Below are 23,216 nucleotides of genomic sequence, written 5' to 3'. Positions count from 1 at the left end.
TATTCCTCCTGGGAATCCTTTGTTTCTTTGTTTTACTTTTGTGCTATCTCTCTTAGAGCTTGCTTTTGTTGGCCATTGGCATCGAAATTGCTTGGATCCAACCAGGCTTCGAAGCGCTGTTTGATAGCTGGCCATTCTTGGTCAATGATAGACAACCAGTCTGTATCACGGGTACGACCTTTATAAACAACAGCTTGACGGAAACAGCCTTCATAGGTGAACCCTAAGCGCTCAGCTGCTTTGCGAGATGCTTGGTTTAAGGTATCGCATTTCCACTCATAGCGGCGGTAGCCTAAATCTTCAAACACGTAGCGCGCTAACAGATACTGGGCTTCCGTAGCCATGCGTGTTTTTTGGAGCGCTGGTGAGTAGGTCACTGCTCCGACTTCGATCACCCGATTAGCTTGATCGATCCGCATCAGAGAGAAAGTCCCCAAAGCCTTGCCTGAATCTTTGTCTACAATCGCATAGTAAAAGCGACCTTGATCTGTCATGAGATCATCTAATAAGCGGTCCAACTCCTCTTCATTGCGGGCAGGGCCTTTGAACAGAAAGGTCCACATCGCTGCTGGAGAGTCCGGCCCGTAGACATGATAAAGATCTGCTCCATGTTTTTCTTTTGAGAGGCGTTCGATCACAGTATAGCGACCCTCGATCCGCTCAATAGCTGGCAGACGCCCTGGTGTAAAATCAGGCAGTGCATCGCCAATCGCTTGGCCAAATTCATTTGTTCTCATAAAATATCCTGTCCAACTGCTTTTTCGACATTGTCTCGAATTCGCTGCCGTCCCAGTCCAGTCGTTCCCTTATGAGTAGGGATCAAGATGACGGCTGGGGTTACTTGGCGATCATAGTGGGCAATGGTATCTGGGATTTCCTGAGCCATATCCTCCGTCAGATAGATGATGCCAAAATCTTCTTGGCTCAAGTGACGTAAGGTATTGATGGTTTCCTGAGCCTCTGCTACGGGAAAGGTCTGAAAGCCAATCATTTGAAAAGGAAGGATGGCATCTCGGTTTCCCACAACGGCAATTTTTTGCGTTTTACTGGCCATAGATTGGTCTCATCCTTTCTTTTATTTTGTCAATCGGGAGCTGATTATCCAGACCCGTCAAGACCAAACGAAGGTTCTTCACCTCCAGCTCTTTTCCAAAGAGATAGCGAGCTAAAGGCAAGGGCCCATCTGTCTCAAAGGAAGCTTGTTCCAATATTCGGTACTTAAGCACATGCTCCAGGTATTCCACTGTCTCAGCAGTTACTCTGCCTGCTCGCATCTGCTCCTCATACTGTGTCAATTCCACATCATAAGGCAAGGGATTGACTTGTTGGAACCAACTGATGAGGTTGCCCTGCTCGACGCACTGGATGACTTCTCTTGCTGAGAGGGTCCCTGCATCGGACAAGAGTTGCTTCATAAAGCTGTTCGGTTTTTTCAAACTGAGGGCTCGTTCAACTGTGATGACATTGTAACAATCAATGGTCAAGGTGACCAGAGATTCTAAAAGTGGATGGTCCAGATCTTTCGCCAAGCGTTTGAGATGATCAAAGTAGGCCAGATCCATGCCGATTTCCAGAACCCGAATATCCTGATAGTCGACATATTCCTGCCAGGTCGCTGCGACTTCTTGAGCCATAAACTCTGGGCAGTTCTCTGAAGAAAAGGTCTTGGCTACTTGTTCAAGAACCGCAAGCGAATAGGGCCCTGCATCCAATAATAGGAAGTTCAAATCCCGCCCCGTTGCTCGCTCTTTCAAGAAGACCTTGAGATTGTGATAGGTGTACTTGAGGGCAAAGAGGTCGACTACCGCAGGGTTCGGAGCTACCTGATAAGCCCAATCGTACTCTGCCAGAAGGTGCTTCATCAAGGCTTGCTCGACCACTTGGACTTGACGCAGTTGATCTGCCTCCAAGGCATAGGCCGTCCCTTGCAAGAGATTAGCACGCGCTTCTGCATCGGAGCTATTCAGAAGGGCATCAAACTGAGCCGGGCTCAAAAAACTAGCTTCACGTACACTAATCCCGGTATTTACTTGAGAATACGTCCGTTCACTCATAGCCCCTCCTAGTTTTTCTCTTCTTTAAAAATGCTGGCTGCCATATGGAAGCTCTGCTCCTCCCGTACAGCATCAACCAAATCACGGTAGAGGTAGCTGGCATCCACTTTGCCAAAGGAAAGGACAAAACCAGCCTCTTGGGCAAGTGTTTCTTTAGCTAATTGAAGCTGTGGATAGGCCTCTATCAAATCCTGACGATCTTGATCTGTAAATTTTTCTGCCGTCACAGCACCCAGTGTTAAGACCATTGCTTGATCTGCATAGCGAGGAAGAACGCGGTGAAGAAATGCGAGCTCTTCTTGGCGTGACCAAGTCGCCATTTTCTGGTAGGCATCCGCAAACAACTCTTTTAAGACCCGTTGCTTGGTGACCAATGTCGATTGGCGCTTTTGATTTTCTATTTGTTGGCTTTCACGTTGCAAGCGGCGCTCAATGGTTTGCAATTGAACCGCCCGTTGGTGTAACTTTTCTTCTACCAAACGAGCTTCCTGCAACTGGGACTCTTCTTGAACCTTAGCCGTTGCTTCCGCTACTAATTTCCGACCTTTTTCATGGGCCTGTTCAAGGATGGAATCCTTTAATTGGGAATAATCCGTCATTGTTTTTATTTCCTCCTTTGGAGTTCTTCGCCACCGATAATTGACGAAGAGAACATTCCTCTTCTTTGACTGAGGTGTGTCTAGATTAGCCGACGCGAAGAGTCAAAAGGAAGGACACAACGAAGGCCAAGATGGCATAGGTTTCAACCATGGCCGCAAGGATAACCCCTTTCATCATGTCTTCAGGGCGTTTTGCCAAGATTTGCATCCCAGCAGTTGCGACATTTCCTTGGTGTTTTGCTGAGAAATAGCCGACAATCGCTACTGGAAGGGCTGTGAAGAAGTAAGCAACTCCTGTTTCAAGAGCCATATCTGGTTTAATTTGCAACCAAATCAAGATCCCGATAACGAAACCGTACAAACCTTGTGTACCTGGCAACAATTGCAAGATCAAGGCTTGGGCAAATTTTTCTGGTTGTTCTTTCAAGAGTGCGGCAGCTGCTTGACCGGTCTTACCAACACCGAGAGCTGAACCCATTCCACTAAGAGCCACTGCAATGGCTACACCAAGTGCTGCAAAGAAGGCACCCCCATGGGTTGAGAAATATGAAGCTAAAGATTCCATGAATATACTCCTATAAAATTTTTTATGATTGATTTACTGAATTATTTTTTTGTTTTGACATAGCGTTCCGACGGTTTTAGAGGTTGGAAGGGTTTGCCACCACCCTCGTAGAACTTACCAAAGAACTCGACAAAGATCAAACGCGCTCCATGCACATAGCCTGATAAAAAGGACAGAAACATGTTGATGGCATGGAGGAGGACAAAGAGGACAAGGCCGACGGTGAATCGTCCCAGGGTTGGGAAGAGATTGACAATCAGGTTAAAGGCTGAACCGATGCTGGCCCCTGATAAACCAAGCGCCATCAAACGAGTAAAGCTGACCAAGTCTCCGACATAGCCACTGACGTTGTAAAGATTGAAGAGACCTGCTGCAAGTCCTGATAATTTCTTGGCACTGACAATGGACACGACCAAAATGCCAATCGCATTGAGAATGGCTAGCCACTGGCCAATGGGGACTAGATAGGATAAACCTGGTAGGATGTTTCCGACTGCTAAGAGCATCAAGCCTAACAAGATCAAGACCCAGGCAAAGCCTGCGTTGTAGGCTTCCGTATAGTCTTTCAGGCGAACGTTTTTCATTCCACCTAGGAAGAGACCGACCAAAACGGTGATGAAACCAAAGACAACCGATAGGATCAAGATAGTCATGGCATTGGTCGTCGTACTGATCAAAGCAAAGGGCATCTCAAAGCCGAAGAAGGAACCGTAGACGACTCCCCAAAGGGCTACCGAGATTCCTAAAAGGCAGAAAAAGCGAAGGTTTTTTGCTGCGCTCGGCTGAAGCTGGAAAGCTTTTAGAGCAAAGCCAGTTGCCAGCGTCAACAAGAGACCATAGCCGATATCTGCTACCATCATGCCGAAGAAAACAAAGTAGAAGAGAGAGACGATTGGGGTCGGATCTTTCTCGTAATACTTGGGCAGAGCATACATTTCCGTCACTAACTCGAAGGGCTCCACCAAGGCATTGTTTTTCAGTTTGATGGGTACCTGGTCCCATTCTTCTTGAGCAACTTCACGCGTCTGCAAGACGACTTGGCTCCCAAATTCCCTTTGAAGTTTGTCTTTTAAAGCTTCTAGTTGAGCTGTTTCGATCCATCCCTCTATGGCAACCAAATGGGCTGTACTGGCAAGAGAGCCTTTGGCCTCTTCCCGGGCTCCTAGACTCAAGACATAATCGAGTTGGTACTTGAGTTGGTTGAGGTCTTCCTTGGCTTGACTGAGCGTTTCCAAAGTAGCTGTTTCGACAGCACCTTGTTCTTTGATCTCTCTCTTGAGTTGCTCCAAACGTTCTTTTGGTAGCGTCTCTCCTTGGTAGTCAAACTCTTTGAAATGCGAACTGGTCAGCGTATCTTGAAGGTCTGTTAAATCCCCAGACTTATACAAGACTACCACCCCATGCTCCGTTTCTGAGCTGAAGACCACATCGACCTCTACATCAGGGTGTGCTAGCAAGGCTTGTCGCGCCTGATCCTGTTCACTATTCGGAATGGTACCGATTAAGCCACGAACATAACGGAAACGCTTGAGCTGGTCAGGTGTTGTCGTCAAGGCAGCCCATTTTTCTAAAGAGGCGATTTCTTCTTGGGCTTGCTGGATACGATCCCGAGCCTTTGCTAAAACAGCCAATTGTTTTTGTACGGACTGTAAAAGACGTTGCTCATCACGGATGACCCCATGAGACTCTAAATCGTGAAAAGACAAGGACAAGGGAGCTTCTTTTAGTTTTTCTAATCCCTTCTTCTGAGGAATAAAAGGCTCCAGGGCCTGTATGGCCTTTTCTAACTGCTCTTCTCGACGTCTTAGTTCATCCATTCTTAGAGCTGATCCTTTGGACCCATCACTCGTCTGAAAGGCAACTTGCCAATCCTCTTGCTCGCTCAAATCATAGATTTGGACGGATTCCTCTGACTGGAGCGACAAGAGAAGCTCGTCCATTAGATTTGTGGGCAAAACCAGAGAAAGGTGTTGCATTGGACTAATTGCCATAGGTTGCTACCACCTTTTCTACAATTTCGTCTACCAAAGCTGCACGCTTATCTGTCATGGCTTGCTGCACCTTTTCGTCATTGCGTTGACTGGTCACTGCCAGGTCAGCTTCCAAGCTAGCAATCGTTGCTTTCGAGGACTCTTCCCGCTCTGCGACCAGCTTAGCAGTCTCTTTGTCATAGGATGCTGCTACCTCCTGTAGGTGATCACCTAGCTGTTGGCGCAAATCTTGGACCTGATCCTCGTAACTTGTGACAACGGCTTCTGCTGCCATTTCAATCTCTTGCATCATTTCGAGAGTTGCGTTGGCCATCACTCCACCTCCTTACCTCTTCCTTTATGAGAAGGAACAAATTCTTGTGTAAATTATAACATATTTCATAAACTTTTTTCAGCGTCTTTCCTTTGTTTCCAGAGGTTATTTTTTTAACAAAGGTGATTCAAAAAAGATGCGGATTCTGTTCCTTCTTTCAGTCGTTCGCTGGTCGTATTCCTTGTATATCACAGCTTTTTATGTTATACTGTGAAATATATTATAGGATTTTCTCCAGGTGTAACCTAGGTTGAAAGGAGGACTGCTGTGAAACAAGATCGTGATCTCCGAAGCATTATTAAGAGCCATCAAGAAGAAATGACGGAGCTAGAGTTAGACATTGCCCGCTATTTTTTATCTCCTGAAGCGCAGCAACACTCTCTTTCCTCGTCTAGAGTGACAGAACTTTTGCATGTATCAAAAGCCGCTTTGACCCGTTTTTCCCAAAAGTGTGGCTTCTCAGGCTACCGTGAATTTATTTATCACTTTAACGAAGAAACCAAATCTCAAAAGCAACAATCCCCGCACGACGAATTAACCCAGGATGTCTTGCGTCGCTACCAGCAGGTCCTTCAGGCTACAGAAACCCTAGCAAAAGATGACCAAATCAAAGAAGTCGCTAACTTAATCACTCAAGCAGATCGGGTCTACTTCTTCGGAAAAGGAAGTTCGGGTCTAGTCGCCTCCGAGATGAAACTTCGCTTCCTACGATTGGGCGTTGTTTGCGAGGCCTTAACCGATCAAGACGGCTTTGCATGGACGACCAGTATCTTGGATAAATCCTGCCTGGTCATTGCCTTCTCTCTATCGGGAACTACCCGCTCGATTATCCACAGCCTTCTGGATGCTAAAGAAATGGGAGCAAAAACCGTTCTTCTTACTGCTCAACCAGACGCTATCAAAGATGACTTTACGGAAATTTTACCAGTTGCTCCCCTACCTGGAAGCACCTATATCGACCGTATTACGGCAACCCTTCCCTTCTTAACCACGATTGATTTAATCTATGCTCACTTTCTCGAAATGGATCGGGAGCGTAAAGAAAGAATTTTCAATAGCTATTGGGAAAGATAAATTGCAAGAATAAGTGCAATTTATCATTCTTTAAAACGAGCAAATATCTTTTCCATCAATCCAACCTGTAGGAAGGTCAGGCTAGAAAAACCAATCAAGAAGAAGACCATGAGTCCTAGTAAAAAGCTTAAGACAGAAGTCACAAACACCATAGCTACTAGCAACAAGAGAGCCCCCATAACGAAGAACCATGGGAAATACAAACCGGATACAATCAGAGCTTTTTGTAGACACTCTGTCCAAGTCAATCGATAACGCGCCGCAATTGGATAGGCCGCTAGCATGACCAGAACTAGGAAGATAAAGAGCCCTAGACAAACAGCTTTTAACACCTGCATTGGCAAGGCTGTCTGGCTCCAAAAGAGGAACAAGTCAAAGAGACAGATCCCTGAAATGAGCAACTCTATCCCTCCGAGCTGAAGGCCCAACTTCCAATTTTCACGAAAGGCGCTGATGTAGGTCCGAATGACTGGTAGGCGACGCTGGTGTTTGATGGCAAAAACCGTTTGATACAAACTAATCTTTGCGATCCCGATGGTGACAATCGGCAGACAGCTCAGCACAAAAAGAAGATTGACTGTGACTAAGTCCGCTATTTTCTCGCTGATTCGCATCACCAGATTGTCAGTATTAAAAACTGTTTTGATCAATCCTGTTTCTCTTTGTGACATACCGTCTCCTTTCTGACTCTCTTAATCGATTAAAATTTTCACTAAATGTTTTCGAACGACTTCTTCTTGATCCGCATAGCCATTGGGCTGATGAGGTTCCCCTGGGAAGAAAATCGCAAAATTATGATACCCCAGATGAAGTGGATAAGACTCCTGGCAATGGACAAAACCGATGTCCGATGCTTCATCAAAGGCGAGCGCCTCACCTGTCACACGAGATCCATAACTCGAAAACTCATGTCCTTCTACCAAAAAATGCAAATCGGCATATTTTTTGTGATGCTCAAAGCGATTGCTTTCTTCTTTATTGAGGGTGTTTTCTTGAACGACGAGAAAGACCTTATCTCCATCAATGTCGTATCTCCCTAATTCAAAAGAATCCTTCCGATGCTCATAGAGAAAATCAATGGCCTGATCTAGATTGGGATGGATCCCTTTGTAAAAGGTGATGTTTTTTAAATCATCAAATATCATACACTTTTCCTTTCGACACTTCTTAGCGACAAGAAAAGAAAACAAGTGATTTCTTCCCTAGCCCCTTCTAGGGCACGATGAGGTGTGGAGCTCGCAAAATCCCACACCTCTCAGCCTAGAAAAAAGTATCTGTACACAACTATCATTTGTCCAAGCAGACGACTTATCCTTTGACCGCTCCCATGGTAATCCCTTGAGTGAAGGATTTTTGGAAAACCAGGAAGACCGTAACGATTGGCACCGCAGCCAAAGCTGCTCCAGCCATGATCAAGCCATAGTTGGTGGCCATTTCAGCCTGCATGGTCGCAACCCCTAGTGAAATAGTCAAGTTTTGACGAGAGGTCAGCATTACCAATTGCATAAAGTAGTCGTTCCAGGTGTTGATGAAGGTAAAGATGGCAAGGGCTGCAAATCCCGGCTTGACAATTGGGAAGGCAACGCTCCAGAAAGTCCGCAACTCTCCACAACCATCAATCTTAGCAGATTCTAAGAGTTCTGTTGGGATGTTTTCACTAAACTGCTTCATCAAGAAGACCCCGAATGGCCATCCAACCAATGGTAGAATAACCGCTGCTAGAGTATCATGGATTCCCATAAAGTTGATAATACGTACCAATGGAACCAAGACAACTTGTTTTGGAAGGGCCATGGCTGCGATAAAGACAGCAAAGAGAATTCGTTGCCCATAGAAGCGTTTCTTAGCCAAGACATATCCTGCCAAGGAAGAGGTCATACACACCAAAAGCATGGTTGCTAGAGAGATGAAGACACTGTTCCACAACCATTGCAAGGCTGGGTTTTGTACCATCAACTGTTGGAAATTTTCCATGGTTGGTGTCTTTGGCCACCATTGAGGTGGGATCATAATGGTATCTGGCTGAGACTTAAAGGCCCCTGTCAAAATCCAATAAAATGGGAAAATGAACAAGACTGTCAAAAGGAGCAAAATGATCGTTGAAATCACTGTAAAGGCAGTGATGGGTTTCTTTTGTGTTGGTTTCATCTGAGGCTCCTTTCTTTAGTATTCTACGTCGTTTCCGAGGATCTTGAATTGCGCAAAACTGATAATAGCAATCATCACCGCAAGGAAGACACCCATGGTGTTGGCATAACCGTATTCAGAGAGCTTAAAGGCTTTTTCATATAAGTAGTACATGAGGGTACTCGTTGAGTAGTTTGGACCACCGGATGTCAACAATTGGATCAAGGCGAAACATTGGAAAGAGTTAATGGTCGTAATGATCGCAATATAAAGAGTTGTTGGCAACAAGCTTGGCCATTTGATCTTCCAGAAAACTTGAAGTTCTGTCGCACCATCGACACGCGCTGCTTCTACGAGAGAATTATCAATATTTCCCATAGCAGCGATGTAGAGGATAATCGGTTGACCAACAGAGGTGGTCAACAAGATGATAATGATGGCCATCAAAGCCCAGTGCTTGTCCCCCAACCAAGAAATGTTTTGGTTGATGACATGTCCAGATTTCAATACAAAGTTCAAAATCCCTGATAGCGGATCATAGATCCATTTCCACACAACCGTTACCGCTACACTCCCTGTAACAACTGGAAGAAAGAAGACGAAGCGATAGAAGGAACGCGCAATCGCATTTTGATGATAGGTCTGAGAAGCCACAAACAAGGAGAACAATACTACGATTGGAACGGATCCGATAACGATGATGACAGTATTGATCAAGGACTTGATAAAGACCTTATCCGCAAACATGCGGGAGTAATTTTCAAGACCAACAAATTTGAAGGAGGTCATCGAGTAGTTGAAGAAACTAGTGACAAACCCCATAATCATTGGTGCTAATACAAAGACAATAAAGAAGATTAAAATGGGTGCTAAGAATGCGTAGGAAACCAGCGTCTCCCTCATTCGGATTTTGTTTACCTTCACAATAAGGCACCTCCTGATGTTCTTTTTCTATTTTTCCTTGATTCCTATGTGGAACGGATGGCACTGCCCCTTCCTACATATGATAATTAGGAGAGCGAAAACACGAAGGCCCCCTCTTTCAATCTACACATGGAGATAAGAAATCGAGGGGGCCTATGCTTTCTTATTTCTATGAAAGGATCATTTGAGTTTCATAGATGATCTATTTTTTCTTGATCGTTTCGTTTGCTTTTTCAGTAAAGGTCTTCAAAGCTGGTTCTGCTTTTTCATCCCCGTTTGAAACAGATTGCAACATTGGGAACCAAAGTGTACGCATTTCTGCAAAGCCATCGATTGTGTTGTAGTATGGTGAGTAGTATTGAGTCCAAGTGCTGATGGTTTCCATCCGTTTGTCATCGTACAACTTACCAAATGAGTTACGAACTGGGAATGCTCCTGTACGAACAACGTCTTTTGGACCCCATTCTTTGTCATCAGCAATAAATTGAATAAATTTCTTGGCTGCTGCTACTTTCTTTTCATCCTTGTTATTGAAGACCGCAAATCCATTGACAAGGTATTCCAATTTAGGTTTTCCTGAATCAGATGGGAATGGTACTTCCACAACTTCTACTTTACTTGCTTCCAACAATTTCGCTTGGATACCGTTTTGTGATGGTGCCCACAAGATGGTGTAAGAAGTTTGACCGTTAGCGAAGTTTTGGATGTCTGCTCCACCGTCGAATTGGGAACCATTCATCATCAAACCATCTTCAATCCATTTAGAAGCTTTGTCTAAACCTTTGACAAATTTTGGATCATCTGTTGTATACTTGGTTACTTTTTCATCTGTTACAGAACCACCGTAAAGGTTAGCGATAAAGGCACGAGTACCTTGGTCTCCACCTTGACCGTTACTGAAGAGTGATCCTGGTGTGTAACCTTTGTCTTTCAAAGCTTTCAAGACTTTTTCAAAGTCGTCTGTTGTCCAGCCTTCTTTGACAAGGTCTAGAACTCCTGCATCTTCCAACATCTTCTTGTTCATCGCCATGTAGAATGGTGCTGAACTGATTGGGTACATGTAGGCAGTGTCGCCAGCTTTACTAGCTTGGATGATATTGTCGTTGTTGACATCTTTTACAAAATCTTCTGTAAAGAGGTCGTTCAAGTCAGCCAATTTACCATTTTTACCGTATTGAATAATCCGCCCTGGTGCGTCAAAGAGCACGTCTGGAGCAGTTCCAGCTTCGATAGCTGTCGTAATCTTTTCAGGACCAGATTTGAAGTCGATGGTTTCTAGTTTGACTTTGATATCAGGATTGGCTTTTTCGAAGGCTTCGATAATTGATTTTTCGTAGGTTCCTACACCATCATCAGCTTTCTCTTGAGTAAAGACTGGGAAGGCCCACCAAGTGATTTCTGTTTTACCAGAGTTATCGCTTGAAGATTCAGACTTAGATCCTCCTCCAGATCCACAAGCTGCAAGTGCTAGCACCGCTGCACCAGCTACCAACGAGCACAGTACTTTTTTCATTTTCATGTGATTTCTCCTCACGTTTGCGGTAAGATTTCTCTTACTTAGTATATCCTCACTGAGGACGGTGATTATTAAATATTCTCATTTCTACTGGATGATTTCTCTCTTCCTAGCTTCCTCCTTGTCTCGTTTTACTGTTCTTTTTTCTATTTTAAAGCCGCAACGAAGCGTTCTGTAATTTCTTTAGGTCGCGTAATGGCTCCCCCTACCACAAGCCCTCTGACACCCAGGTCATGAATTTCTTTTGCTTGTACAGGATAGTGAATCTTACCTTCCGCAATCACATCGACACCCGCTTGGCAAAGTTGGCGAATCAAGTCAATGTCAGGTCCGTCTACTTTCGGGCTGTAATCTGTGTAGCCCGATAAGGTTGTTCCGACAAAGTCAACCCCTGCTTCGACAGCTGTTAAGCCTTCTTCAAAGGTGCTGATATCTGCCATCAAGAGTTGATCAGGATATTTCTCCTTCACTTGCTGGATAAAGTCGACAATCGATAGACCGTCATGACGCGGACGTTTGGTACAATCCAGGGCAATCACTGCGATATCTAATTCGGCCAATTCATCTACTTCTTTCATGGTAGCAGTAATGAATGGTTCTTCAGGAGGATAATCTCTCTTGATGATTCCGATAATCGGAAGCTTTGTCACTTCCTTGATCTCTTTGATATCACGGACACTATTCGCCCGGATTCCAACCGCCCCTCCTTGCTCAGCTGCTTTGACCAAGAGAGGAATCACACCTCCTGCCTCTGTGTAGAGAGGTTCATGAGGAAGCGCCTGACAAGAAACGATAATGCCGTCTTTGATCTGTTGAATTAATTCTTCTTTTGTGATCTTGGACATACATTCCATCTCCTTTGTTTATTACGTCAACTCGAGTACTTGTAAGGTTATTATATAGTATTTTTAAAGCGCTTACAATATTCTGGAGCCATTTTGATTATAGTTTCATATTTTAAACTATTCTTCCATTCCTCTGAAACTAGTTTCAGAGATGCTAACATTCTAAAATTTTTTAAGAAATTTTTACCATTTCCAGATTTTTATACGAATAGTATAAGTGACCAAACAAAAAGAAAGGATGTCCACAGATGTACTATACTCCCATTATCATCCCATGGTTTTTGTATTACTTCTTCCGTAAATAAATAAGGAAAGGGAATACCAAACATGAAACAGAATACCAAAGCTTTTGTTTTATTGATCTTGCTTTCATTGATTTTATTTTAAACAAAAACTTGAAACGTAAGTTAAACACTGCATTGGCTATTTAACCTTATCCTTGTTGCATCTAATCAGCTTAGCTGACACAAGATGAATAAAAGGCTACCCATACAAGCTAGCTCTATTGGAAAATTACCCTAGCTTTGCTTCTCAACAAAAATTAGGATTATTAAAATATGAGATGGCCTATCCACACTATAATCTTTGCAATCATCATCGCATTAACTGTTCTACATGATGCACACCTGATTGCGTTTCAACCACAGATTAATTTAGCCATTGCGGCTACAATCTATCTAGCAGTTGATGCTAGATGGCGACAAACAAGAAAGAGGAAAAGTAAATGACAACAGAATTCACACAAAAATTCACACCCTTAACAGAAGAAGAATTGACACAAGTCGATGGGGGAGCTATCCCATTGATCGCTTGGATCCTTGCTCATCCCTATCTATCTGGCTCTATTGCTGGTGGTGTAACAGCTGTCGGAACTGCCATTTGGGGAGCATTTAAATAATTAATTTGAAGGAGAAAAGCAATGATAGACCAAGTACAATTTAAAGATCTCACGCATGAAGAATTAAGTGATATTAATGGTGGAGGACTCCCTTTTCTGTTAGTTTTCGCTTACGGTTTTTCTTCTGCTTATATCGGGACAACAAAACTGATCGATGCATTTCATAGTAATATGACACGGAAATGGTAAAGGAGGAGACCTATGAGTCTGGTATTTATCACCCTCATCCTTTTGACAGGATACTGCATTCTTGATAAAAAAGCACCCAAACAGGTAGAAGGGTACTTTCCTAAATTTGCTATTGCCTTCATGGTCACTTTCACCATTCTGAACGAGGCAATTGATTTACTCTACACAATCTTACATTAAGGAGGACACTTATGGATACAAGCATCCATTATACTTGCCTAACAGAAGCTGAACTGGCGACCATTGATGGAGGAGCCTCCGTCTTTGACTCGGCAAAATTCATCGTTCAAACATGGAATATTTTATACAATTCCGGACGTGATTTTGGCCGTAGTATCATCAATGGCATCATGCACTAGAAAGGAGCAAGCATGAAACTCGAAGAAACACGTTTTAGAAGCTTGTCCGAGCAGGAACTCAGCCATGTAGATGGTGGATCCGTATGGATCACTGTTGGACTAATCGCAACTCCCCTACTCATGGGAACCTTCGCTGGCGCCTTTGACGAATACGCTCGCAAACGAGGCAAATAGTAACACTTCTTTATCATCTCACTAAACAGTACAAAAAATCCCAGCTATCATTCTATAGCTGGGATGTTCTATTGCTAAAACGATCTTTTTAAGCAAAAAAAAATGAGGCTGGGACAAAAGTCCTAGCCTCTCAATTATTTTTTGATTGTCGAGCAAGACGCAGTGGTTGAGTGGGCTCTACCACGCTGATTTCATCAGCTTTTACAGCCCTACTCAACTGTGCGGAGGTGGGACGACGAAATCGAATTCTAACGAATTACCGATTTCTGTCCCACTCTCATTTTTCTCTTATTTAGGTAATGGAACCATCCAACTTCTTAGCTGAGGTCGTTATCAATAATGACTTTCAAGGCATTGTTTTCGCCAACATGTTTGAAGATTTCGTATGCCTTTTCTGCTTCTGACAATTTGAAGTGGTGGGTCACCAACTTCGTCGCATCAATCTTACCAGATTTCAATACGTTAAGAAGCATCTCAGTTGTATTGGCATTGACCAAACCAGTGTTGAGCGTAATGTTCTTGATCCAAAGGTCATCAAGATTGAAGCTAACTGGCTTCCCATGCACTCCGACGTTGGCAATATGACCGCCGACCGAGATAATATTTTGGCAGACATCGAAGGTAGCTGGATAGCCCACACATTCCATCGAGATATCAACACCACGACCATCGGTCACTTCATTGATAAAGGCCTTGATTTCATCAATATCACTTGAACAGATGGTATGAGTAGCTCCAAACTTCTTAGAAGCTTCGAGACGTGATTCTGACAAGTCTACCATGATAATGGTAGCTGGTGAAAAGAATTGTACGGTTAAGAGAGCTGCCAAACCGATTGGCCCTGCACCAACGATACAAACGTTGTCTCCAGGTTTCACGTGAGAAGGGAGCACTCCAATCTCATAGGAAGTAGGCAGAATATCAGAGAGCATAACCAGGGCTTCGTCATCTACAGAAGCTGGTGCATGATAAAGACTGCCGTCTGCGTGAGGGATATGGACATACTCTGCTTGGGTACCGTTGATCAAGTGGCCAAGGATCCAGCCCCCATCTTCACAGTGGGAAGGCAAACCACGCTTACAGTAGTAGCAAGTGTTACAAGCTGTTACGCAAGAGATGATAACCTTGTCTCCCACCTTAAAGTTCGTAACCGCATCGCCGACTTCTTCGACAATCCCAATTCCTTCGTGACCCAGGATGGTCCCTTCTTTACAAGCTGGAACATCACCACCCAAAATATGGAGGTCTGTTCCACAAATGGTCGTTTTCACTAAACGAACAATCGCATCAGTTGGTTTCTTGATCACCGGTTTTGGTTGATCAATCAACTGAAGATTTCCTGCGGATACATATGTTGCTGCTTTCATAAGCGACTCCTTTTTTGTTGGTTTTATCAAACCATTTTATTACAGTTTTTACTTTGTGAATATTATAACATACAAAGTAAGCGCTTGCAACATATTTATTAGATTTCTTTAAAAGATAATTTTCGATCACAAAAATCAATTTCTATCGTTAAAACAAAGAAAAATCCCCCGCTCTTTTGAGCGAGGGATAGCTGATAAACATTATTTGTTCAGTAGCGTCTTATTTACGACGTCCTGGACGTTCTTTGTAACCATAGTATGCATCTTCGATGATTTCTTGCATGTGGTCTACCATTGGAAGACGTGGGTTAGCTGGTGAACATTGATCTTCGTAAGCAAGGAAGGCCAATTCACGAGAATGTTTCTTCCATTCTTTTTCATTGATTCCTTGTGCTTTGAAGTTCATTTCGATACCTACGCGCTCACCGAGTTCGTAAACAGCTTTTGCATAAGCTTCAACTGCTTCTTCTGGTGTAGAGCATGGAAGTCCTAGCATACGAGCGATGTCTTGATACTTCTCATCTGCACGGTAGTAGTTGTACTTAGGCCATGTTGCTGTCTTAGCTGGGCGTGTACCGTTGTAGCGGATAACGTATGGAAGCAAGATCGCATTGGTCCGTCCGTGGATGGTATGGAATTGCGCACCAATCTTATGGGCCATTGAGTGAGAAATACCGAGGAAGGCATTGGCGAAGGCCATACCTGCGATAGTTGACGCATTGTGCATCTTTTCGCGTGAATGGAAGTCCGCGTTCTTCACTGAGCTTTCCAAGTTTTCAAAGACAAGTTTGATGGCTTGAAGGGCAAGACCATCTGTGTAGTCACTGGCCATTTGAGATACATAAGCTTCAGTCGCGTGAGTCAATACGTCCATACCAGTATCTGCAGCAACAGATCCTGGAACTGTCAATACCAAAGCAGGGTCTACAATTGCCACAGTTGGTGTCAATGAGTAGTCAGCGATTGGGTATTTACGGTTGTTTGCTTTATCAGAGATAACGGCAAATGGTGTTACTTCAGATCCTGTACCAGATGTCGTTGGGATTGCGATGAATTTAGTCTTCTTACCAAGCAATGGGAATTTGAATGCACGTTTACGGATATCCATGAATTTTTGAACAAGGTCACGGAAGTCCACTTCTGGTTGTTCATAGAAGAGCCACATTACTTTAGCCGCATCCATTGGAGATCCACCACCGAGAGCGACGATAGTATCTGGTTTGAAGGCACGCATGATCTCTGTACCACGTTCAACAGTTGTGATATCTGGATCTGGTTCAACGTCTGCAAAGATTTGGTAAACTACCTTATTGCGACGAAGGTCAAGCTGTTCGATGATACGATCAAGGAAACCAAGCTCTACCATAGCGTGGTCTGTAACGATCATGACACGTTCAACGTCACGACATTTTTGTAGGTATTCAATTGAATCACGTTCAAAGTATGTTTTTGAAGGAAGTTTCATCCATTGCATGTTATTTCTCCGGCGTCCGACTTTTTTGATATTCAAGAGGTTGATGGCACTAACGTTGTCCCCAACAGAGTTGCGTCCGTAAGAACCACATCCAAGTGTCAATGATGGCAAGAAGGCATTGTAAACATCCCCGATACCACCGAAAGTCGAAGGAGAGTTGCAGATCACACGAATGGCTTTAACTGCTTTACCAAATTCTTTGGTCAATTCTTCGTCAGCTGTATGGATGGCAGCTGAGTGACCAAGACCGTTGAATTCAACCATTTGGCGAGCTTTGTTAATTCCGTCTTCACGGCTTTCAGATTTCAAGACAGCGATGACTGGTGACAATTTTTCACGAGTCAAAGGCTCTTTTTCACCAACTTCTTTACATTCTGCCGCAAGGATATTGGTTCCTTCTGGTACAGAGAAGCCAGCTTGTTCAGCGATCCATGCTGCTGGTTTCCCAACGATGTCCGCATTCAACTTCGCACCCGCACAGTTTTTGCTGTTGGCTTTTACGCCGAAGCAGAACTCTTCCAGAAGGGCTTTTTCTTTTTTGTTAACAAAGTAAGTGTGGTAAGATTTGAATTCTTCAACAAACTCATCGTAGATTTCTTTATCGATGATGACCGCTTGTTCAGACGCACAGACCATACCATTGTCAAATGATTTAGACATGACGATATCGTGTGCTGCTTGGCGGATGTTAGCTGATTTTTCAACATAGGCAGGAACGTTTCCGGCACCGACCCCAAGAGCTGGCTTCCCACATGAGTATGCTGCTTTAACCATGGCGTTACCACCGGTCGCAAGGATAGTCGCAACTCCTTCGTGGTTCATCAGGGCACTGGTTGCTTCCATAGATGGTTGCGTAATCCATTGCACACAGTTTTCAGGAGCTCCTGCTTTAATCGCTGCATCGCGGACGATTTGTGCCGCATGAGCAGATGATTCTTGAGCTGATGGGTGGAAGGCAAAGACGATAGGGTTCCGTGTCTTCAAGGAAATCAAAGCTTTAAAGATTGCTGTTGAAGTTGGGTTGGTTGTAGGAGTGATCCCGCAGACAACTCCGACAGGCTCAGCAATAAGGGTCAAACCAGTGACGTCATCTTCTGAAATGACACCAACTGTTTTCGTGTGACGCATGTTATTTACTACGTGTTCACAAGCGAACAAGTTCTTAGTCGCCTTGTCTTCAAAGACTCCACGACCAGTTTCTTCATAGGCATGAAGAGCGAGCTCACCGTGTGCGTCAAGAGCTGCTACAGATGCTTTCGCCACAATGTAGTCTACTTGCTCCTGATCCAATTTGCGCATTTCTTCAAGCGCAACAAGTGCTTTTTGCACCAACTCGTCTACGTGTTTTTCAGCAGCGAGTTTCTTTTCTTCAGGTGAGAGAGTTTTTTTATCAGCCATTTGATGCTTTCCTCCAATGTTTGAAACCCTTATCCTTTTCCGGAACTTTTTCCTGTTTTCAGAAACTTTCAAGAATAGTGTAAGAAATTTCGATTTGTTAATTTTTTCACAATATTATTGTACTCTATTTTAGAAAATTTGTAAATAGTTTCACAAAGATTTTTTTAACTTTTTTCCATGAACCCTCCTTCTCCTTCTATACAGGAGTATTTTCAAGAAAAAATTGAAGGATTTTTTTGAGAAAGCACTTCAATTTCACAAACAAATATTTTCACGCAATTTTTGTAAGCGTTTTCTTAATTTTACTAAAAAAAGCAATTTTCTTCAAGTGAAAATTGCTTAAGTCGTTTAGTAATTTTTACGGCTTAACTGGCCCTCTACTTGCTTGATCAACTGCTTCTTTTACGACGTTAGCGTATAGATTTCCCCCAACATCGATGGAGCCATCTGATTCTAAACCAAAGTGGACACTATCCGTTCCAGCCCAGATAGCTGGATTTTCGACAGCAACTTTATGCCAGTCCGCTACATAGACATAATCGTATTTTTTAGCTAACTCTAGCTCATACTTTCGAGTCTGAACGGTGACGCTCTTGCTATCATTAGCTTCACGCCCATCATATGGGGTCACAAAGATTAAGCGATGTCCTTTTGGTAATTCTTGAACAAACTTATCCAACAATTCTTGATAATTATTAGAAGAGTTGGTTCCAAGTGCGATTACCACGTTCTTGAGTAAGACTCTATTGGCAATATCTGTTTCATATACTTTTAAGCCCGAGTCCAGATTGCGGCTCACCAAAGCATCTAATTGGATATCTGGCAGTACTTGTTTCAGATAATCTGATGCCCGGAGGTTTACAGAATCCCCGATCATGGTCACGCCATCTGATACATTGTAGGAAGTCGCTGAAGCATTGTCAACTTGGGCACGCGTGATCTGCATCTTGCTGTCAGATTGACGAAGCCCTTCGGTAATCAGGTTTTCATCAAAGGCTCCGACGCGTGGCGCAAAGAGTGCAATCCCAAACATGAGCAAGGTCAAGGGAATCGCGCTGTAAAAGAGTGGTTTCGTGAAACTTCTGAGATCCATAGTGATGCCAAAAATCTTTGGTTCACGTCCAGCCAAAGTTGGTTCAATAATATAAAAACTTAAGGCAGCAAGACTAAAAGATACTAGTGTTGTTAGCAGAGAAGCCCATCCATTGGTCATTAATTGAGAAAAGATGATGTAAAATGGCCAGTGGAAGAGATAGACCCCATAACTTGTATCCGCAATAAAGGTAATTACTGCAGGCTCCTTCTGATCTGGCGTCTTTTCATGAAGGACACGCGTCATCACAATCATCACAGATGCAGCAAGAGTCGCTACTAAAAATCCAAATAAATAGGTCCAAACACTATCAAAGGGAAGGATAAAGGTCAAGACCAACAAAACTAGAAAAGCACCCGCTAAAATCGCTAATGTCTTCTGTAGAGACAACTTCTTCACTAATTGAGTAAGATTTGGGCTGGTCGTCGTAATCCCTGTCACTGTCGCTAAAGCACTCCCCACAAAGAAAGGAAAGACGTGAGCGATACTAGAAAAGTAGACATTGGACAAATTCTTGGTGACCAGTGCTCCGACAAAGAAGGTCAGGAAGGTTACCAAAAAGAGACCTGTCGAAGATAGGAAGATATAGCCTCTATATTGGCCAACTGACTTAGCTTTTTTACCCAGAAACCAAGCCAAGAGCGCCCAGAGGACGTAGTAATGAACTTCAAGAGCCAAACTCCAAGTATGAATGAAAAGATGGGGGATGAACTGACTTTCGTAACTTCCGCCACTTAACATCTCATAGAAGTTGGTCACAAAGCCAAAGACGGCCGCAATCTGTGTCCCAATCCCAGCAATAAAGTCTCGTCTGACCAAGAAGGTAAAAGGCATGACCAGCAAGACCATAAAGACTAGAGGAGGAACAATCCGGTAGAAGCGTCGTCTAAGGAAGCCCTTGAGATCAATTTTTTGATGACGGGCAAACTCATCGATCAGAAGAGCCGTGATCAAAAATCCTGAGAAAGTAAAGAAGATATCGACTCCAATAAATCCACCAGGAAAAACTTTTTGGAAGAAATGGTAGAGAAGAACGAGAAGGAGTCCCGTTATCCGTACCAATGAAAACCATTTAATTCGCATTTTGATAAATTCCTTGTTTAAACGTTCCCTTATAGACGACATTTTGTTCTGTCGTCAAGGTTCCCTGGCCTTCAGGTTGGCCATTGACAAATTGCCCTTCATATTTCCAACCAGCCTTGGCTGTAAAGGTTCCATAACCACTAAAGGTCCCATTGACAAAATTGCCCTTGTAGGTGTCTCCATTCTCAAAGGTCACCGTCCCTTGGCCATTCATCTTGCCTCGAACGACACTTCCGTCGTAGCGAATAGCTCCCTGATCGAGGGTCAACACACCTCCGAAAGGAATGGAGGAAAGAAATACCCACAAAGCAGACAGAACAATAATCCCCAAGGACAATCGTTCAATATTCTCTCTCGTAACATAGACCTTATAGGTCTTATATAATTCTTTTATTTTTTCCATATTCTGATCATTCTTTTTATCTTCAACCGGTTAGTCCTTTAAGAAGCAAGTCTGAAACTAATCTTCTAATCGTTTCGACCACTCTTGACAACCAGCTAGAACTCGACGATAGGTCTCTTCGAAATCTCCTGTGTACCATGGATCTGGGACACTTTCTCCTGCAAAGAGATGAATCTTATGCTCTGTTCCAGGCGGTGCCATTCGTTTGAGGTCAGCCACATTGTTTTCATCCATTCCTAAAATCAGATCAAAGGTATGAAAATCTTGGTCACTGATTTGAAGGGATGTTTTAGAAGCATCATAGGGCACGCCATGACTACGAAAAATCTTTTGAGTCCCTTGGTGAATAGGGTTCCCGTGCTCCCAGTTAGAAGTGGCACGGCTTTCAATCTCATACTGGTTGGTCAAATCCTTCATGACAAACTCCGCCATAGGGCTCCGACAAATATTTCCTAAACACACAAATACGATGTTTTTCATGACAGCACCTCCTTTCTATTATAACAGAATGTAAGAAAAATATAATCTGCTAAAATTATAATTTTGAGGCAAGACGAAAAAAGCCTGTCCACCGTTGAGGCGGGCTGACTTTCTTTTTTATTCAGGCAGGATGATCTGAAGGGCTGGCCATTTGCGTTTCCAATCTTTCTTTTTCATGCGTTCTGTATAAACCGCCAAACGCTCTGGGCTGGCTAAAAAATGTGGTGTCGGCTGAACGATAAAGTCTTCGATATCCCTGGTCCCATAGGGGAGAAAAAGCTCCAACTGACCATCTTTCCTTAAGCGAACCGCAAGTGCCGTACACTGCTCAGGGTATTTGGAAACAGCATCACAGGCACTGTTGTAGGGAGATGTCCCTGGGCTATGTTGGTGCATGTAGACTTGGTTTTTGACTTCCCAAGCGTACTGAGGGTAGGTCTTCTTTAATGTCTGCTCGATCTGCTGAGTCTCCTCATAGCTGATCGCAGGGTCATAAAAGACCAGATCCAGATCCGTCGTCGCATCAAACCCTGATTTTCCAGAGAGCTGGTTCCAGATGAAATTGCGCACCGCACCAGCTGCAAGCCAAGCGTCTGCCAGGTTGAGATCCCGAATAATGGCCAAGACAGTCATCATCTCTTGGTCCGCTTGGATTTGCTCTACTATCGCTTTTTCCGTCAGCATCTTCTTTTAGTCTCCATTGTAGGGATAACCCAGGTGTTCATAAGCTTTGCGGGTCGCCACGCGCCCTGTCCGGGTCCGCATGATAAAGCCTTTCTGAATCAAGTAAGGTTCATACATGTCTTCTACGGTCTCGCGTTCTTCAGCAATATTGACCGATAGGGTCCCAAGGCCGACCGGGCCACCTCCGTACATTTCAATCATAGTGCGCAGGATCTTTTGATCGACATAGTCCAGCCCTTCATGGTCCACATCCAGCATGGAAAGGGCCTTGTCGGTAATGGTGTCATCAATCAAGCCATCGCCCATAATCTGGGCAAAATCGCGCACCCGTTTGAGCAAACGGTTGGCAATCCGGGGAGTCCCACGACTACGAAGAGAAAGCTCTTCAGCGGCTTCGTGGGTAATCTCCATCTCAAAAATCTCGGCGGTCCGCTCGACAATCTCTGTCAAATCATCTTGCTCGTAGTATTCCATATGGCCCGTAATTCCAAAGCGAGCGCGCAAGGGATTGGACAGCATACCCGCTCGAGTCGTCGCCCCAATCAAAGTGAAAGGAGGGAGGTCTAGATGGACACTCCGGCTAGTCTCGCCAGCACCAATCATGATATCGATGTAAAAATCTTCCATAGCACTGTAGAGCACTTCTTCGACTGACATAGGCAGACGGTGGATCTCATCGATAAAGAGAACATCGCCCGGCTCTAAGTCATTAAGGATAGCTACCAAGTCACCAGCCTTTTCAATGACAGGACCGGAAGTCTGCTTTAGATTGACGCCCAGTTCATTGGCAATGACAAAAGCCATCGTAGTCTTCCCTAGTCCCGGAGGGCCAAAAAGAAGGACATGATCCAGCGCCTCATCCCGAAGCTTGGCTGCCTCGATAAAGATTTTTAGCTGGTCTTTAACCTTATCTTGACCAATATATTCATGTAAATATTGCGGGCGTAGCGTCCGTTCAACGGCCTCTTCATCGCCCATGATTTCATTGTCTAAAATTCTACTCATACAGTCTATTATAGCAAAAAATGATGCCTCTGATGATTTAAAATCATATTCTATTTGATCTATCACTTATTATTGATTGTCGGGTGTTAGGAATCGATTTCTCTCTTAAACTACCTCGTTTCTTTTTAAGGAACATACCTAAACTCGCTGATGCTCGCAAAGAATAAGGAACGTAGTTTTCGCTCCACCTAAACTGCGTCAATATCTCTAAATTCGGTTGAACTCTCTGAGTTCACCTCATTCAATTTTCTAAAGATCGCAGTTCTCACTAGCGTTCGAACTACGTCAACGTACCTAAACTCGTCTACGTTCCTATCAGGCTTGGTTAGATGAAATAGGTTTAGTAATAATTACATAACGCAGTGGTTGATTGGTATCTTTGTTCGCTCTTATAGCTCCAAAGATTACCTAATCAACTGTGCGGGGGTGAGACAACGAACAATTTTAAAAAATTGTTCTGTCTCACTCCCAGAAAAAAAGCCACCGGTTTTGGTGGCTCTTATAGGGAGATTATTATGAAAAAGTTTTAGGAGTTTTATCATTCAAAGTTAGGAGGTCTTTGATGATGGTATTAGTATACGATAGGAAACTTAAAGTTTCC

26 protein-coding genes are annotated in these 23,216 nt (G+C 43.7%); 6 read left to right on the top strand and 20 right to left on the bottom strand.

All coding sequences use genetic code 11. The features are described 5' to 3' along the window. Positions 1-32: 32 nt before the first annotated feature. The 7 genes from K1J10_RS01855 to K1J10_RS01825 form a co-directional block, all read right to left on the bottom strand. The gene (locus tag K1J10_RS01855; RefSeq protein WP_223355681.1) at positions 33-737 is read right to left on the bottom strand and encodes a GNAT family N-acetyltransferase; all 705 of its coding nucleotides are present in this window, start codon (positions 735-737) and stop codon (positions 33-35) included. Beyond that, positions 734-1,054, bottom strand: coding sequence for a V-type ATP synthase subunit F (locus K1J10_RS01850; RefSeq protein ID WP_048717121.1), 321 nt, complete (start codon positions 1,052-1,054; stop codon positions 734-736). Before K1J10_RS01850 ends, K1J10_RS01855 begins: the two co-directional genes overlap by 4 nt. Then, on the bottom strand, positions 1,044-2,054 hold the full coding sequence (locus tag K1J10_RS01845) for a V-type ATPase subunit (protein WP_223355680.1): 1,011 nt from the start codon (positions 2,052-2,054) through the stop codon (positions 1,044-1,046). Before K1J10_RS01845 ends, K1J10_RS01850 begins: the two co-directional genes overlap by 11 nt. 8 nt (positions 2,055-2,062) lie before the next feature. Further along, positions 2,063-2,653, bottom strand: coding sequence for a hypothetical protein (locus K1J10_RS01840; RefSeq protein WP_223355679.1), 591 nt, complete (start codon positions 2,651-2,653; stop codon positions 2,063-2,065). Positions 2,654-2,738: 85 nt separating this feature from the next. After that, complete coding sequence (locus tag K1J10_RS01835; protein ID WP_023024938.1) at positions 2,739-3,218, bottom strand: V-type ATP synthase subunit K; 480 nt, start codon at positions 3,216-3,218, stop codon at positions 2,739-2,741. A 41-nt stretch (positions 3,219-3,259) separates the two neighbouring features. Next, positions 3,260-5,209 (bottom strand): V-type ATP synthase subunit I, encoded by a 1,950-nt coding sequence (locus K1J10_RS01830; RefSeq protein WP_223355678.1) that lies wholly within the window; start codon positions 5,207-5,209, stop codon positions 3,260-3,262. Continuing rightward, positions 5,199-5,522, bottom strand: a complete 324-nt coding sequence (locus K1J10_RS01825; protein WP_125336213.1) for a hypothetical protein — start codon at positions 5,520-5,522, stop codon at positions 5,199-5,201. Before K1J10_RS01825 ends, K1J10_RS01830 begins: the two co-directional genes overlap by 11 nt. A gap of 267 nt (positions 5,523-5,789) precedes the next feature. Here K1J10_RS01825 and K1J10_RS01820 point away from each other — a divergent pair, with 267 nt between their 5' ends. Next, a complete protein-coding gene (locus K1J10_RS01820) occupies positions 5,790-6,596 on the top strand; it encodes a MurR/RpiR family transcriptional regulator (RefSeq protein WP_223355677.1) in 807 nt (268 codons plus the stop codon). 23 nt (positions 6,597-6,619) lie between these two features. Here the strand turns inward: K1J10_RS01820 and K1J10_RS01815 are convergent, their stop codons facing one another. The 6 genes from K1J10_RS01815 to K1J10_RS01790 form a co-directional block, all read right to left on the bottom strand. After that, complete coding sequence (locus K1J10_RS01815; protein ID WP_061564587.1) at positions 6,620-7,267, bottom strand: YesL family protein; 648 nt, start codon at positions 7,265-7,267, stop codon at positions 6,620-6,622. Between the two features lie 21 nt (positions 7,268-7,288). After that, positions 7,289-7,741: a YhcH/YjgK/YiaL family protein gene (locus K1J10_RS01810; RefSeq protein ID WP_061564586.1), complete on the bottom strand. Its 453-nt coding sequence runs from the start codon at positions 7,739-7,741 to the stop codon at positions 7,289-7,291. 163 nt (positions 7,742-7,904) lie between these two features. Further along, complete coding sequence (locus tag K1J10_RS01805) at positions 7,905-8,744, bottom strand: carbohydrate ABC transporter permease (RefSeq protein WP_118398162.1); 840 nt, start codon at positions 8,742-8,744, stop codon at positions 7,905-7,907. A gap of 15 nt (positions 8,745-8,759) precedes the next feature. Beyond that, a complete protein-coding gene (locus K1J10_RS01800; protein WP_048717104.1) occupies positions 8,760-9,647 on the bottom strand; it encodes a carbohydrate ABC transporter permease in 888 nt (295 codons plus the stop codon). A gap of 202 nt (positions 9,648-9,849) precedes the next feature. Beyond that, the gene (locus K1J10_RS01795; RefSeq protein WP_223355676.1) at positions 9,850-11,166 is read right to left on the bottom strand and encodes an extracellular solute-binding protein; all 1,317 of its coding nucleotides are present in this window, start codon (positions 11,164-11,166) and stop codon (positions 9,850-9,852) included. A gap of 143 nt (positions 11,167-11,309) precedes the next feature. Further along, entirely contained in the window at positions 11,310-12,008 is a 699-nt protein-coding gene (locus K1J10_RS01790) for an N-acetylmannosamine-6-phosphate 2-epimerase (RefSeq protein WP_126403596.1), read from the bottom strand. A 724-nt stretch (positions 12,009-12,732) separates the two neighbouring features. On the opposite strand from K1J10_RS01790, the gene K1J10_RS01785 reads away from it, so the two are divergent. Genes K1J10_RS01785 through K1J10_RS01765 form a run of 5 tightly spaced genes read left to right on the top strand, consistent with a single transcriptional unit; the run spans position 12,733 to position 13,628 of the window. Further along, positions 12,733-12,906, top strand: a complete 174-nt coding sequence (locus K1J10_RS01785; RefSeq protein ID WP_223355675.1) for a Blp family class II bacteriocin — start codon at positions 12,733-12,735, stop codon at positions 12,904-12,906. A gap of 21 nt (positions 12,907-12,927) precedes the next feature. Next, the gene (locus tag K1J10_RS01780) at positions 12,928-13,095 is read left to right on the top strand and encodes a class IIb bacteriocin, lactobin A/cerein 7B family (RefSeq protein ID WP_006595269.1); all 168 of its coding nucleotides are present in this window, start codon (positions 12,928-12,930) and stop codon (positions 13,093-13,095) included. 12 nt (positions 13,096-13,107) lie between these two features. Then, on the top strand, positions 13,108-13,275 hold the full coding sequence (locus tag K1J10_RS01775) for a hypothetical protein (protein WP_006595270.1): 168 nt from the start codon (positions 13,108-13,110) through the stop codon (positions 13,273-13,275). 11 nt (positions 13,276-13,286) lie between these two features. Beyond that, positions 13,287-13,454: a hypothetical protein gene (locus K1J10_RS01770; protein ID WP_023024913.1), complete on the top strand. Its 168-nt coding sequence runs from the start codon at positions 13,287-13,289 to the stop codon at positions 13,452-13,454. A 12-nt stretch (positions 13,455-13,466) separates the two neighbouring features. Next, positions 13,467-13,628 carry a hypothetical protein gene (locus K1J10_RS01765; RefSeq protein ID WP_006595272.1) on the top strand — a complete coding sequence of 54 codons (162 nt, stop codon included), beginning with the start codon at positions 13,467-13,469 and terminating at the stop codon, positions 13,626-13,628. 317 nt (positions 13,629-13,945) lie between these two features. Here the strand turns inward: K1J10_RS01765 and K1J10_RS01760 are convergent, their stop codons facing one another. The 7 genes from K1J10_RS01760 to ruvB all read right to left on the bottom strand — a co-directional run bounded on the left by K1J10_RS01760 (position 13,946) and on the right by ruvB (position 22,615). Beyond that, a complete protein-coding gene (locus tag K1J10_RS01760; RefSeq protein WP_223355674.1) occupies positions 13,946-14,995 on the bottom strand; it encodes a zinc-dependent alcohol dehydrogenase family protein in 1,050 nt (349 codons plus the stop codon). Between the two features lie 220 nt (positions 14,996-15,215). Next, positions 15,216-17,867: a bifunctional acetaldehyde-CoA/alcohol dehydrogenase gene (adhE, locus tag K1J10_RS01755; protein ID WP_223355673.1), complete on the bottom strand. Its 2,652-nt coding sequence runs from the start codon at positions 17,865-17,867 to the stop codon at positions 15,216-15,218. Between the two features lie 358 nt (positions 17,868-18,225). Continuing rightward, a complete protein-coding gene (locus tag K1J10_RS01750; protein WP_223355672.1) occupies positions 18,226-20,043 on the bottom strand; it encodes an acyltransferase family protein in 1,818 nt (605 codons plus the stop codon). After that, positions 20,033-20,446 (bottom strand): MORN repeat-containing protein, encoded by a 414-nt coding sequence (locus K1J10_RS01745; RefSeq protein WP_223355671.1) that lies wholly within the window; start codon positions 20,444-20,446, stop codon positions 20,033-20,035. Before K1J10_RS01745 ends, K1J10_RS01750 begins: the two co-directional genes overlap by 11 nt. Before the next feature lie 57 nt (positions 20,447-20,503). Continuing rightward, complete coding sequence (locus K1J10_RS01740) at positions 20,504-20,926, bottom strand: low molecular weight protein-tyrosine-phosphatase (RefSeq protein WP_223355670.1); 423 nt, start codon at positions 20,924-20,926, stop codon at positions 20,504-20,506. Positions 20,927-21,043: 117 nt separating this feature from the next. Continuing rightward, entirely contained in the window at positions 21,044-21,610 is a 567-nt protein-coding gene (locus K1J10_RS01735) for a nucleotidyltransferase family protein (RefSeq protein ID WP_223355669.1), read from the bottom strand. A 6-nt stretch (positions 21,611-21,616) separates the two neighbouring features. Continuing rightward, the gene (gene ruvB / locus K1J10_RS01730; protein WP_045760104.1) at positions 21,617-22,615 is read right to left on the bottom strand and encodes a Holliday junction branch migration DNA helicase RuvB; all 999 of its coding nucleotides are present in this window, start codon (positions 22,613-22,615) and stop codon (positions 21,617-21,619) included. Between the last annotated feature and the right edge of the window lie 601 nt (positions 22,616-23,216).

The sequence above is a fragment of the Streptococcus australis genome (genome assembly GCF_019930045.1).
Lineage (GTDB): Bacteria > Bacillota > Bacilli > Lactobacillales > Streptococcaceae > Streptococcus > Streptococcus australis_D.
Note: the sequence above shows the minus strand (reverse complement) of the source record. Positions and strands in the feature narration are given on the sequence as shown.